The sequence below is a fragment of the Pengzhenrongella frigida genome (assembly GCF_004168625.1).
Classification (GTDB): domain Bacteria; phylum Actinomycetota; class Actinomycetes; order Actinomycetales; family Cellulomonadaceae; genus Pengzhenrongella; species Pengzhenrongella frigida.
Genome location: NZ_SDWW01000017.1, coordinates 48,618 through 61,290, shown reverse-complemented (window position 1 = coordinate 61,290; position 12,673 = coordinate 48,618). Strand labels below are relative to the sequence as shown.

General features: G+C 71.8%; 11 protein-coding genes. 8 read left to right on the top strand and 3 right to left on the bottom strand.

Features of this window, described 5'->3' with window-relative positions; all coding sequences use genetic code 11:
- Positions 1-41: 41 nt before the first annotated feature.
- Positions 42-2,051: a DUF4214 domain-containing protein gene (locus EUA98_RS08855; protein ID WP_165372775.1), complete on the bottom strand. Its 2,010-nt coding sequence runs from the start codon at positions 2,049-2,051 to the stop codon at positions 42-44.
- A gap of 208 nt (positions 2,052-2,259) precedes the next feature.
- On the opposite strand from EUA98_RS08855, the gene EUA98_RS08850 reads away from it, so the two are divergent.
- Positions 2,260-3,390: an acyltransferase family protein gene (locus tag EUA98_RS08850; protein ID WP_130102315.1), complete on the top strand. Its 1,131-nt coding sequence runs from the start codon at positions 2,260-2,262 to the stop codon at positions 3,388-3,390.
- Position 3,391: 1 nt separating this feature from the next.
- Here the strand turns inward: EUA98_RS08850 and EUA98_RS08845 are convergent, their stop codons facing one another.
- Together EUA98_RS08845 and EUA98_RS08840 are read right to left on the bottom strand one after the other, a co-directional pair.
- On the bottom strand, positions 3,392-4,486 hold the full coding sequence (locus EUA98_RS08845; RefSeq protein ID WP_242511360.1) for an NAD-dependent epimerase/dehydratase family protein: 1,095 nt from the start codon (positions 4,484-4,486) through the stop codon (positions 3,392-3,394).
- Between the two features lie 52 nt (positions 4,487-4,538).
- Positions 4,539-5,432 carry a glycosyltransferase family 2 protein gene (locus EUA98_RS08840; RefSeq protein ID WP_130102314.1) on the bottom strand — a complete coding sequence of 298 codons (894 nt, stop codon included), beginning with the start codon at positions 5,430-5,432 and terminating at the stop codon, positions 4,539-4,541.
- Positions 5,433-5,530: 98 nt separating this feature from the next.
- Here EUA98_RS08840 and EUA98_RS08835 point away from each other — a divergent pair, with 98 nt between their 5' ends.
- From EUA98_RS08835 to EUA98_RS08805, 7 genes are all read left to right on the top strand, one after another.
- The gene (locus tag EUA98_RS08835) at positions 5,531-6,643 is read left to right on the top strand and encodes a glycosyltransferase family 4 protein (protein WP_165372774.1); all 1,113 of its coding nucleotides are present in this window, start codon (positions 5,531-5,533) and stop codon (positions 6,641-6,643) included.
- On the top strand, positions 6,640-7,881 hold the full coding sequence (locus EUA98_RS08830; protein WP_130102312.1) for a polysaccharide biosynthesis protein: 1,242 nt from the start codon (positions 6,640-6,642) through the stop codon (positions 7,879-7,881). Before EUA98_RS08835 ends, EUA98_RS08830 begins: the two co-directional genes overlap by 4 nt.
- Positions 7,882-7,891: 10 nt before the next feature.
- Positions 7,892-8,635 carry a glycosyltransferase family 2 protein gene (locus tag EUA98_RS08825; protein ID WP_130102311.1) on the top strand — a complete coding sequence of 248 codons (744 nt, stop codon included), beginning with the start codon at positions 7,892-7,894 and terminating at the stop codon, positions 8,633-8,635.
- The gene (locus tag EUA98_RS08820) at positions 8,632-9,039 is read left to right on the top strand and encodes a DUF2304 domain-containing protein (protein ID WP_130102310.1); all 408 of its coding nucleotides are present in this window, start codon (positions 8,632-8,634) and stop codon (positions 9,037-9,039) included. The genes EUA98_RS08825 and EUA98_RS08820 overlap by 4 nt, the downstream gene beginning before the upstream one ends.
- Complete coding sequence (locus EUA98_RS08815) at positions 9,036-10,073, top strand: glycosyltransferase family 2 protein (RefSeq protein WP_165372773.1); 1,038 nt, start codon at positions 9,036-9,038, stop codon at positions 10,071-10,073. Before EUA98_RS08820 ends, EUA98_RS08815 begins: the two co-directional genes overlap by 4 nt.
- Entirely contained in the window at positions 10,073-11,167 is a 1,095-nt protein-coding gene (locus EUA98_RS08810) for a glycosyltransferase family 4 protein (RefSeq protein WP_242511363.1), read from the top strand. Before EUA98_RS08815 ends, EUA98_RS08810 begins: the two co-directional genes overlap by 1 nt.
- Positions 11,168-11,238: 71 nt before the next feature.
- Positions 11,239-12,651, top strand: coding sequence for a glycosyltransferase family 39 protein (locus EUA98_RS08805; RefSeq protein ID WP_130102307.1), 1,413 nt, complete (start codon positions 11,239-11,241; stop codon positions 12,649-12,651).
- The last annotated feature ends 22 nt before the right edge of the window (positions 12,652-12,673 follow it).

Genomic DNA, 12,673 nt, shown 5'->3' with positions numbered 1-12,673 from the left:
GCCGGTTCGAGCGGGCGGTGCGCCAGGGAGCGGGCGATGCGCTAGGGACGGGCGAAGTACTCCTCGCTCGAGATGATCCCGCCGATGACGGCCTCGAGGCGCACACCCGACTGGATCGCGCCGACCCAGGTCTGTGCCCCACCCTGGTCGAGGCTGCGTCCGAGCAGGTGCTGGTACTGCGTGTTCACGATCGTCGTGAGGCGCTCTGTCGAGGTGAGAAAGCCCATCGCCACCTGGAACCGGCTACCCCCGGACGCGCCGACGTACGAGAGCCAGAAGTTCACCTCGGCGGGGGCGGCAGTGCGCCCGAGCACGTGGCTGTAGAGCCGCCGGATCCACTCGGCGTCGCTTCCGCCCGACTGGTCGAAGTACTCCTGCGAGGCCAGGAAGCCACCCTCCATCTGCTGGATCGTGATGCCCCGGTTCATCTGCAGGAGCCAGTTCTCCAGGCCGGCCGCTTCGGGCGTGCGGCCGAGGTACAGGCCGTAGGACGCGTGGATCAGGCCGCCGCGGTACTCGGCCGAGTACGTGATCGCGTTGGCCACCGTCACGCGGGGAGTTCCGGCGCGGAGGGCCGCGGCCCAGTTCGTCAGGCCGGCCGGGTCCGGCGTCCGGCCGAAGAGGTCCCGGTAGACATGCGTGACGTACTGCTCGAGCGCGCCGCTGGAGCCGATCTCGAGGCGCGCGGTGCCGCCGACCGAGGACACGGAGATGGCCAGGCCGGTGTCCGGCACGAGCCAGGTCACCCCCGGGGCGAGCGCCGGCGAGGTGAACGGCGAGGACAGGGTCGGCCGCATGTCGAGCAGATAGCTCGTGGGGATACCCCACCCGTCCGTCGTGCGCAGGTGCGCTTGGACGCCCGCCCAGGTCGGCATGCGCACATCGCGGCCGGTGGCGGGCCGGAAGTCGACGTACACCGTCCCGCCCGGCACGGCGATCTTCGCACCACGGACGGCGGACACCTGCGCGAGCGGCGCCAGGTCGATGCTGAGCGCCGGTGAGCTGGACCCGACAGTCGTCAGGGAGGCGTAGCCGAGGTAGTCCGCCATGGCCGTGTTGAGGTTGCCGGTCGCCTGGTTCCGGGCGATGCCCATCACGTCCGCGTTGTCCGCGTACTCGGTCGAGCTGCACGAGCCGGACAGCGACACCCGCGCGCCACCCGAGGTGCAGGTGAGCGTGTTGGCGTGCCCGAGGCCGAGGTTGTGACCGAGCTCGTGCGCGGCGACGTCGGTGTACGTGTAGCCGTTGGCCCAGATGTACCCGCCGAGCAGCGTGGCGCGCCCGGCGAATGCGCACGAGGCGTACCGAGGGAAGTAGACGAGCACGTGGTTGGTCTGCGACGGCGCCGGGACGGACGGATTGGCCGCCATCGCGGCGTTGAAGATCGCGCTGAGCCCGTCGGCGCTGCATGAGCCGGGATCGGTGATCGCCGCCCAGGCGCGGGTCGAGTGCGTGATGTCCAGCCGACCGGCGGACTGCTCTCGCCAGTAGTCGGCCGTCTGGGTCGCCATGGTCGTGAGGGCGCTCGTCGAGGTGTCGGGCGCGGTCCAGTACACCGGCAGGACCGTCAGCGTGTGGGCACCGGTCGAGGAGTCGGCGACCGCGTCCAGGGTCGACGCACCGTTCGTCCCGCCGTCCACCGGCAGGACCTCGACCACTCGCGCCTCGGTGGCCGGGACGTCGTCGGCCGCCATCTCCAAGGCCTGGGCCCCGGTCGCACCGGCCGGTGCGAGCAACGTGACCACGACGCCCTGCCCGGTGGGCGACGGAGGCACGGGTGCCCCGTCCGGAAGGTCGAACAGCTCGCCCTCCACGTCCAGGAAGGTCTCGACCTCGGTCGCGGCTCCCGCATCCTCCCCCGCGACGTCGTCGTCGACGACGACGTTCTGCACCGTGCCCGTCACTGTGACGGTCACGAGCGGCTCCGCCGTCTGCGCCGAGGCCGTCTGCCCGGTCAGCACCACGAGGACAGCAGTCGCGGCCGCGGCCGCGGCGAGGCGGGACCGTCGGGAGGCGACCGCGACGCGCGCACGTGCGAAGGGCGTTCTCATAGGCATGGGGGCTCCTGGTGCCGTGGGGACAGCGAGCACCTGGCACCGCACCGAGAGGCGGCAGCGCCGTTCGCCGTCGTCTCCCCTATCGACCCGATCGAGCTCAACGTGAAGGAATGACCGGCAGCGAACGGGGAGCTCATGGAGCATCCCGGCGCGATGCACCACACTGGTCCTCGATCCGCACCCGCCTACCGGAAGAAGACCGATGACTGCCGCCACCGAGCAGGAGGTCACGCCCACTCCTGAGGCGCGCACAGCAGGAGCTCCCGCAGCGGACCTGTGGCGCTGGCGTGGCCACCAGCTCGATCCCCGGCGGAACAGCCTCAATCTCATCCGGCTCGTGCTTGCCAGCCTCGTCCTGGTGGCCCACGCGTACTACATCTCCGGTCAGGGCGTGGGGCCGCACATCGACGGCGAGAACCTCGGCGGCTGGGCGGTGTTCGGATTCTTCGCCGTGAGCGGGTACCTCATCACCGGCAGCCGGTGGTCCGGTTCGCTCGGCACCTACCTCGTGCACCGGATCGCGCGCATCTTCCCCGCCTTCTTGGTGTGCCTCGTCGTGATGACCGTCGTGTTCGCCCCCATCGGCTACCTGCACCTGCACGGCACCCTGGACGGGTTCCTCACCGCCGGGCCGACCACCCCGCTCAACTTCATCTTCAGCAACTCGATGCTGCGGGTGAGCTCGTACGAGATCGCTGGGACTCCCGGTGAGGTGCCCTACCCCGGAGCCTGGAACGGCTCGCTGTGGACCCTCTACTACGAGTTCCTGTGCTACCTGATCGTCGGCGGTCTGGCTGTGTTCGGGTGGGTGCGCAGGTCACCGTGGGGCATCGGGATCGCGTTCGTCCTCTCGGTCGTCGCGCACGCCACCTGGGCTCGCATCGCCGGTCCTCTCCTCGGCGGAAACGGCGACGCCCAGCTGCTCCTCAAGCTCCTGCCGCTGTTCCTCGGCGGCGCCCTGGTCCAGCTGCTACGCCGCACGCTGCCGCTGCGCTGGGCCGGGGCCGCGCTCAGCGTCGGCGCTGTGCTCGGTGCGATCTGGCTCTTCGACGGCTGGGGCGCCCAGCTGACCGCACCGTTCATCGCCTACCTGCTGCTCTGGGTGGCGTCGGTGGTGCCGTGTCCGCGCCTGATCCAGCGCCACGACATCTCCTACGGCGTCTACATCTACGCGTTCCCCGTCCAGCAGCTCCTCATCCTCACCGGCGTCCACACGCTCGGCCTGGCCGCGTACGACGTCGTCGCCCTCGCCTGCGTGGTGCCGCTCGCCACGGCGAGCTGGCTGCTGGTGGAGCGCCCGGTGATGCGCCGGGCACGCCGCACGCACAACTAGGTCAGCGCGCCTGCTCCGCGTCGATCCACGACGCGAGCAGCTCGATGCCCTCGGCGAGGGAGTACTGGGGAGACCAGTCGAGCACCTCGGCCGCGTGGCTCACGTCCGCCCAGGCGTGTCGGACGTCGCCCTGCCGGTACTGCCCGGTCACGTGTGGTGCCGGTGCCCCGTAGTACGCGGCGATGAGCCCCGCCGCGGTCGCGATCGTCTGGTCCTCACCCGAGCCGATGTCGATCGGGAGCCGTCCGGGCGCGGGTGCCGTCGTCGCCGCCACGACGGCCCGGGCCACATCGTCGATCAGGACGAAGTCGCGCCGCACCTCACCGTCCTCGTACAGCGGGATGGACTCTCCGGCCTTCGCGAGCCGGCAGAACAGCGACATGATCCCGGTGTACGGGTTGATCAGGGACTGCCCGGGGCCGTAGACGTTCTGCAGCCGGAAGACGACCGGCTCGACCCCGAAGGACTGGGCCCACGCCGTGAGCAGAGCCTCCTGGGCGAGCTTCGTCGCCCCGTAGATGCTGACCGGGGCCGGAGTCGTCGTCGACGCCGCCATCGCCACCGGCTCGGCGCCGGCGAAGTCCCACTCGTGCCGCTCGAGGATCTCCGCGGTCCGTTGCCCGGGGTAGAACAGCTCACCGGTGTCCTCGCGGCGCCACGCGCCCTCGCCGTACACCGCACGGCTGCTGCACAGCACGATGCGACGAGGCAGGGCCGAGTTGCGCAGGAGCGCATCGAGCATCTGGGTCGTTCCCACCACGTTGGTCATCGCGTGCCGGGTCGACTCGGCCAGGGACTGCCCGGTGCCGGTCTCGGCGGCGAGGTGCACGATGACGTCCGGGGTCACGTCCGCGAGCAGCGTGTCCCACGCGTCGGGGTCGGTGACGTCGCCGACGACGAGCTCGACCTGCGCCGCGAGCGCAGCCGGACGCTCGGGCGTCGGGTGGATCTGCGGGTGGAGGTTGTCGAGTGCCACGACCCGGTCGAAGCGCTCGACGAGGCCGGCGGACATCGCCGTACCGATGAACCCTGCACCGCCGGTGACGAGGCAGGTGCCCCGCGAGGTGGGGGCACTCCGGTGGTCAGCTGCGGTCACTGGACTTCCTTTCAGCGCTGAGCGTCCGGGCGGGCGGGCTCGCGGCAGTCTCTCACGGGCGGGTCGGACCAAAGGCGTGGCGCACGAGCATGCCGACCCGTCCGGGGTTCCTGCGCACGACCTGCGGGATCAACATCAGCGCGTGCAGTCGGGAGGTGATGTGCAGCCGCGCGGCCCACTCGGCCCGGCGCCAGCCGAGTGCCGCGACCTGCCCGGCGGCGAGCTCGAAGTACGCGCGCTCGCCCGCGAACCGTCGTCCGTCGAGCAGCGCGGCCGACGACGCACTCGCACCGTGCCTGCGGTAGTGGAAGCAGACGGTCGGTTCGAGCAGCAGCGAACCCCCAGCAGCCACGACGTCCAGCACGATGGCGAGGTCCTGGATCAGCGGCATGTCGTCCCGGAAGGCCGTCGCCACCAGCACCTCGCGCCGAAACGCGAGCGAGGGCCAGTACAGCCAGTCCCCGTGCAGCAGGCTCGTCGCCAGCTGCTCACCGGCGAGCAGGCGCGGCCCCTTGGCACGCGGCCGGACGACGCGCTGCTTGATCCGGTCGGCCATCGGCTCGACGATCGCCCCGTGCTCGTCGATGATCCGGGTGCCCGGCTGGATCACGGCGGCACCCGGGAACGCCGCGTGCGCGGCGAGCACGACGTCGACGTAGTTCGGGAGCAGCACGTCGTCGCACCCCAGGATGACGACGACCTCCTGCGTCGCGAGGCCGACACAGGTGCGGTAGTTCGCGGTGATGCCCTCGTTGACCGGCTTGCGGACGTAGGTCACCCGGGGGTCACCGAGGTCCCGGAACCAGTCGGCCACGGACTCGTCGGGGTAGGCATCATCGACGACGGTCAGGACCCAGTCGTCATTGCGCTGGGCCAGCACGCTCGCGACGGTCTCGCGCAGGAGCGCAGGGTCACCCCAGAACGGCAAGAGGATGTCGAGGGGCATGGGTCGGGGACCTCCGCGGGGAGTGATGGATGGGCTGCATAGGCCAGACTAGGTGCGCCGCGCAGGAGCCCGGCCGACCCGAGCAGAGAGAGACCCGCGTGCCGGACCAGCCCGAGCGAGGCGGCATCGAGCGGCTCCGCGTTGCGATCGCCATGCTCACCCTGGTCCCGGGAGGCATGGGAGGCAGCGAGACCTATGCGCGTGAGCTGACCCGCGGGCTCGCCGGATCCGCCCGGATCGACGCCACGGCCCACGTGGCATCGATCGGCGCGGGATTCAGTCAAGGCATCCCCGAGCACGTGGTCCCGGCCGTGACAGGGGGCTCCGGCACGGCCGATCGCCTGCGGACGCTGGCACAGGCCACCCGACACCGACGCGGCATCGTGGGCGCGATGGGCACCGCGGAGGTCGTGCACTACCCGTTCACCGCTCCCGTGCCGCGCCCGCCGTCGGGCGCCGCCTTCGTGCAGAGCCTGCTCGATGTGCAGCACCTCGACCTGCCCCACCTGTTCTCGCGCGCCGAACGGCTCTACCGGCGCCACTACTACGACGCCGCGGCCCGCCGGGCCGATGCCGTCATCACGATCAGCGAGTTCGCGAAGGCGAGCATCGTCGCGAGGCTCGGGATCGACCCCGGGCGCATCACGGTCGCGCACCTCGGTGTCGATGCAGCCGCGTACTCGCCCCACCTCGGCGAACGCAGCAACTTCCTCTTCTACCCGGCCCGCGGCTGGGCGCACAAGAACCACGCACGTCTGGTCGAGGCCGTGCGCCTGCTCCGCGTGGACGACCCGACCCTCCGGCTGGTGCTGACCGGGGGCGGACTGGAGTCGCTCGGCTCGCTGCCGGACTGGGTCGACGTTCGCGGACTGGTGCCACTCACCGAGCTGCGGGAGCTGTACCGCTCAGCCGCCTGCCTGGTGTTTCCGAGCCTGTACGAGGGGTTCGGCCTGCCCCCGCTCGAGGCCATGGCCTCGGGGTGCCCGGTCGCGGCGTCGGACGCCGGTTCGCTCCCCGAGGTGTGCGGCGAGGCAGCCGTCCTGTTCGACGCGCAGGACCCGGCCGCGATCGCCGCGGCCGTCACCGAGGCACGCCGGCGCAGCGTCGAGCTCCAGCAGCTCGGGCTCGCCCAGGCGCGCAGGTTCACCTGGGCGCGTTGTGTGGCTGCGCACGAGGACGCGTACCTCGCCGCGGCACGGCGGACCGGGTGACCGGCATCTCGGCGCGCAGCGCCACCGGCGTCGGGGTGGCCTCACTGGTCGCGGCCGCCTCGGGGTACGTCGTGCTCGTCATCGCAGCCAACGTGCTCGACAAGGCCCAGAACGCCGAGTTCCTCGTCTTCTGGGGCCTGCTGTTCTTCCTGTTCGGCACCCTCGGCGGGCTCCAGAGCGAGGTCACCCGGTCGGTGCACGTCGCGCGGACCGCGAGCCCGACGACCGGCGCCCCCGCGGGCAGCGGCACACGGGTCCTCCCGCTCGGTCTGTTCGTCGGCGCCTGCCTCGCGGCGGCCATCGCGATCACGTCGCCGATCTGGGGTCGCACGGTCCTCGGCCCGCAACCGGTGGTGGCGGTGATGCTCATCGCGCTCGCCGTCATCGCGTTCGGCGGGCACAGTGCGGTCGCCGGTTCGCTCGCCGGGCGGGGCCGCTGGACGGTTTACTCGCGCCTGGTCGGCGCCGAGGCCCTCATGCGGCTCGCGCTCGTGACCGGCGTCGCGGTGGCCGGGGCCACCGAGGTCGGGCTGCAGGCCGCCACGGCCGCCGCGGCGGCGACCTGGCTCCTGATGTCGCTCGCCTCGAACGTGCGTGACGCGTGGGGCCAGCGGACCGAGGCCACCCGGCAGGCGTTCCTCGCCTCGAGCCGGCAGGCGATGATCGGGGCCGCCTCGAGCGCCGCGCTCGTGGTCGGCTTTCCGGTCCTGCTGCGGGTCTCCACGCCACCGGAGGCGTTCGCGGTCGCGGCCCCTCTCCTCCTGGCGGTCCAGCTGACCCGGGCCCCGCTGCTCATCCCCCTCAACGCCTACCAGGGCGTGGCGATCACCCACTTCGTCAACCACCGCGACGAGGGGGCCCGGCCGCTGCTGCGGCTCGCGACCATGATCGGCGCCGTCGGCGTCGTCGGTGCCATCGCAGCAGCCCTCGTGGGCCCGTGGCTCATGGAGACCCTCCTCGGGGACGGCTACCGGGTCGAGCCGGCTGTCCTGGGTGCACTGACCCTGACTGCGGCGATGCTCGCGCTGCTCACGATGACCGGCGCGGCGTGCCTCGCGCTCGACGGCCACCGCGCGTACGCGGTCGGCTGGCTGGCCGCCACGGCTTTGTCGGCCGCCGTCCTGCTGATGCCCGGTGGCCTGGAGGTTCGCGTCATCGCGAGCCTCGCCGTCGGACCCGTCGCCGGGACGGTCGTCCACGCCGCCTGGATCCGTTCCACCCTGAGGAGCCGACGGTAGAGTGCCAGCCATGCCCTCCGCCCGACCCCAGCGGCTGCTTGTGGTCCTCCCCGCCTGGAACGAGCAGGAGACCCTCCCCGCGGTCATCGCCGAGCTGCGCGGGTGCGTACCCAGCGCCGATGTGCTCGTGGTCAACGACGGATCCAGCGACCGCACGGCGGAGGTCGCCTGGGCGGCCGGCGCACGCGTCCTCGATCTGCCGATCAACCTCGGGGTAGGCGGCGCGATGCGGGCCGGCTACATGTACGCACTGCGCCAGAAGTACGACGTCGCCGTCCAGCTGGACGCCGACGGACAGCACGATCCGGCCGACATCCCTCGGCTCCTCGATGCGATCGCGCGAGACGGCGCGGACGTCGTGATCGGAGCGCGCTTCGCCGGTGTGGGCACCTACACCACGCGCGGCCCACGCTGGTGGTCCATGAAGTTCCTCGCTCGAGTCCTGTCGCGCGTGGCCCGGACCCATCTGACCGACACGACGTCGGGATTCAAGGCCACCAACACCCGCGCGATCCGCCTGTTCGCCTCCAACTACCCGGCGGAATACCTCGGAGACACGGTGGAGTCGCTCGTGATCGCGTCGCGCGCAGGACTGACCATCCGGCAGGTCGGTGTGTCCATGCGGCCGCGAGCCGGCGGGCAGCCGTCCCACGGACCGTTCAAGGCCGCGGTCTTTCTCGCCCGCGCGGTCCTCGCACTCTTCATCGCCCTGTCCCGACCGACCGAACCGCTGCCTCCCGAGGTGACCGCATGAGCGCCTACGCCACGGTGGTGCTCGTCTGCCTGCTGCTCGTGGGATCGCTGGTCTACCTGCTGCGAACCCGCCGGATCCGGGAGAAGTACGCGGCGATCTGGATCGTGCTGACCGTGGCAGTCCTGCTGATCGGCGCCTTTCCGCAGCTGGCGTTCTGGTTGTCGAGCCTCGTGGGGGTGCGCACGCCGGCCAATCTCGTCTTCGCGATCGCCATCGTCGTCCTGCTCGCGGTCTGCATCCAGCTGAGCACCGAGATCTCCAACCTCGAGGAGGAGACCCGGACCCTCGCGCAGGAGATCGCCCTGCAGCGGCTGGAGGCGCGGCGCGACCGCGAGGCCGTCCTCCTCCTGCTGCCACCGGCCGCCTCGCCACCGGTCGAGGCACCCGATTCCGAGGACGTGTGAGCGTCGACGCCAGCGTCATCGTCGTGTCGTGGAACGCCCGTGAGCTGACGCTGCGCTGCCTCGACTCGCTCCTCGCGCAGAACCACGAGGTGGGGTTCGAGGTGGTCGTGGTCGACAACGGCTCGACCGACGGCTCCGTCGAGGCGCTGCGCCTGCGCCGTGATGCCCGATTGATCGAGCTCGGGCACAACACCGGCTTTGCCTGCGCGGTGAACGCCGGGATCCGAGCGACCAGCACCCCGGTCGTCGTGCTCCTGAACAACGACGCCACGGCCGATCCCGACTTCGTCCGGACGATCACCGCCCCGCTCCTGGCCGACGCCGACGCCGAGCGCGGCGGCCCGCGGCTGGGGGCGACCACCGGCAGGGTGCAGCTCAGTGGCGCGTTCGAGCCGGCGGCCCCCACCGATCCGGCCGCGCTGGTCTCCGCCGCCGGGAAGCGGTGGGTCCGGGTCGACGCGGGGGCGGGCGTGACGTTGCTCAACAGCACCGGGAACGAGGTCACCGTCAGCGGGAACGGGCGGGACCGCGACTGGCTGGCACCGTCCGACGGCCCCGGAGCCCCTGCGGACGTGTTCGGCTTCAACGGCGGGTGCGCCGCCCTGCGCCGGCTCGCGCTCGACGACGTCGGCCTGCTCGACGAGACCCTGTTCGTCTACTACGAGGACTCCGAGCTGTCCTGGCGCCTGCGCCGCGGGGGCTGGTCCGTGCGACACGTCGACGAGGCGCGCACGGTGCACGACCACGCGGCGTCGTCGGGTGAGCGATCGACGGTCTTCCTCGACAACAACGAGCGCAACCGCCTCTCGGTGGCCCTCATGCATGCACCCTGGCCCGTCGTCGGGCGAGGGACCGCGCGGGCCGCCGGACGCGCACTCCTCGGGCCGGACCGCCGGCGGCGGCTGCTGGTCCTGCGCGACGTCGCGGCGCGGCTGCCGGGATCGCTGCGTCGACGTCGCGCCGTCGACCGGGCCGCCCGAGTTCCGCGCCAGGTCGTGGCCCGCTACCTCGTGCCGGACGGCGGCACCCGATGATGCGCGTGGGACTCACCGTCGAGCAGTGCTGGCAGCGCGTGCCGGGAGGGTCGGCGACGTACATCGTCGAGCTCGCCGCGGCGCTGATGGCGCACCCTGGGGTCGAACCGATCGGTCTCGCCGCACCCCATCGCTCGCCCCCGGGCGCCGACTTCTCGCTGTCGATCCCGGTCCGGTCCCTCGGCCTGCCCCGCGCGGCGCTCTACCGCCTGTGGAACCGGGCACCGTTCCCCCGCCCCGAGTGGACCGTCCACGGGCTCGACGTCGTCCATGCCACCACCTGGGCGATCCCCCGGACCAGTCGGCCGCTCGTGGTCACCGTGCACGACGTGGCGTTCCTGCGCGATCCCACGCACTTCACGCCCCGGGGCGTGAGGTTCTTCACGCGTGCGCTGGAGCGGACCCGGGCCGAGGCCGACGTGGTCATCGTGCCGTCGCAGGCCACCGCCGAGGACTGCATCGCCGCCGGCATCGAGGCGGACCGGATCCACGTCGTTCCGCACGGCGTGCACCCCGTCGGCGAGCCGACCGGGACACCCCACGACCTCACCCTGCCCGCGAGGTACGTCCTGTGGTGCGGCACGCTCGAGCCCCGCAAGAACGTCAGCAACCTGCTCGAGGCCTTCGGCCTGGTGGCCGGTGACGACCCCGACCTGCACCTCGTCCTCGTGGGCCAGCCCGGCTGGGGCGACGTGAGCATCACGGACCTGCTCGCCGGGCGGCCGTGGGCGGCGCGCGTCCACCACCTCGGCCGCCTGAGCAACGCGGACCTGCGCGTCGCCTACCGCCACGCCACGGCGTTCTGCTTCCCGTCGCTCTGGGAAGGGTTCGGCCTGCCCGTGCTGGAGGCGATGTCGTTCGGGCTGCCGGTGATCACCTCGGTCGGAACCTCCATGCGGGAGATCACGGGCGACGACGCCGGGATCCTCGTGGAGCCGACCTCACCGACCGACATCGCCCGGGGGATCCGCGCGGCCTGCGGGCCGGAGCACGCCCGCCTCGCGGCCGCGTCGCTCGACCGGTCCCTGCAGTTCACCTGGGCACATGCCGCAGAGCTGACGGCCGCCGCGTACGCCCAGGCGACCGGGTCCTAGCGGCTCGCTCGGCTAGACTGCCGCCCGAAACGCGTCCGTCCCCCTTGGCGACGCTCGAAGAGGGTGGTTGCGTGTCCAGCGTCGTTCCGCAGGTTGCCGAAGTCCCGGATGCCGATCTGGGCACCCGGACCCGACGGCGAATCGACCCGACCACCCTTCGCCACTGGAGCGCACCCGCGGTCCTGGTGCTCGTCGCGTTCATCCTGGTCGGGCTGCACGTCACCGAGTACGCGAAGGTCGGGCCGGTCGACGAGCTCCAGCACATCGACTACCTGTACAAGAGCCCGGCGATCGTCGCCCCCGGCGACAGCGTCGGCCAGGACGCGATGCGCGAGGAGGCCTGCCGCGGCATCGACTCGGCCGGCTTCGTGACCCCCGCCTGCTCGACCACCGCGGTGTACAACCCCCGCGTGTTCCAGGAGCTCGGCTACAACACGGCCTCGATCAACACCCCGGTCTACTACACGCTGACCAAGGTGTTCGCGCTGCCCCTCAAGCTCGTCACCGGGATCGGCAGCCTCGTCACGACGGGCCGGTTGGTGGGCGGTCTGTGGCTCGCGGTCGGGCTGCTGCTCGCCTACGCGTCCGGTCGCCGGCTCGGGATCGACCGGGTGCCTCTCGCGGCGGTCCTGATCGCGTTCGCGTGCGCTCCCTCGGTGCTCTACCCGTCCGCCACGATCACTCCCGACGCCGCGAGCTTCGCCGTGGGCGCGGGCATCTTTCTGGCGTGCCTGTACTGGGAAGGCGCGCCGCGTCGCCGATGGCCCGTCCTGGCGCTCGTGGTCGCCGTCGCGCTCCTGATCAAGATGACCAACGTCATGCTGCTGCTCGCGGTCGGCCTGTACTTCGTGATCCGGATCGTGCGGGCGCTCGTCGAACGCCGGTCGTCCGATCTGCCCCGCGACGCGTCCCACGACGCAGATGACCGGGCTGTCGCCCCCTGGATCCTCGGGGGGATCGTCGTGTCGGTGACGACCGTCGTCGTCCTGGGCGCGACGATGGCGATCCAGGGTGCGCTCGCCCACGGCAACGCGGTGACCCCGATGAGCGAGCGGTTCGCCGTCGACGCCTTCCCGCTGCGCGGCATGATCGAGCAGATCGGGGTCTTCCTGTACCCCCTCGGTGCGAGCGGCGTCTCCGTCGGCAACGGGCTGCTGCAGATGATCACCGAACGAGCGATCGGGACCTTCTTCGTCGCCGGCCTGGTCGGCGCCGCGCTCTTCTGGACCCCGTCGATCCGGACCCGGTCCTATGCGCAGGCCCTGCTCCTGACCGCCATCATCGGCGGCCCCATCTTCGTGCTGGTCAGCTTCTACGGTCAGGGGGTCTACGTCCCGCCGCCGGGGCGGTACGCGGCCACGCTGGTCCCCGTGGTGGCAGTGCTGACCGCTGGGCTGCTCAAGACCCGGGAGGCGACCTGGCTCGTCTCGCTGGGAGCAGCCGGCATGCTGCTGGCCACCCTCGTCCGACTGCTGTCCGTCTAGGGCGTCGTCCCCATCCGGTGAG

Bases quoted from the DNA above. Each gene is read 5' to 3' on its own strand.
- EUA98_RS08825 (WP_130102311.1), top strand. From the start codon at position 7,892: ATGCCCTCCGCCCGACCCCAGCGGCTGCTTGTGGTCCTCCCCGCCTGG.
- EUA98_RS08850 (WP_130102315.1), top strand. From the start codon at position 2,260: ATGACTGCCGCCACCGAGCAGGAGGTCACGCCCACTCCTGAGGCGCGC.
- EUA98_RS08855 (WP_165372775.1), bottom strand. From the start codon at position 2,051: ATGAGAACGCCCTTCGCACGTGCGCGCGTCGCGGTCGCCTCCCGACGG.
- EUA98_RS08840 (WP_130102314.1), bottom strand. From the start codon at position 5,432: ATGCCCCTCGACATCCTCTTGCCGTTCTGGGGTGACCCTGCGCTCCTG.
- EUA98_RS08810 (WP_242511363.1), top strand. From the start codon at position 10,073: ATGCGCGTGGGACTCACCGTCGAGCAGTGCTGGCAGCGCGTGCCGGGA.
- EUA98_RS08820 (WP_130102310.1), top strand. From the start codon at position 8,632: ATGAGCGCCTACGCCACGGTGGTGCTCGTCTGCCTGCTGCTCGTGGGA.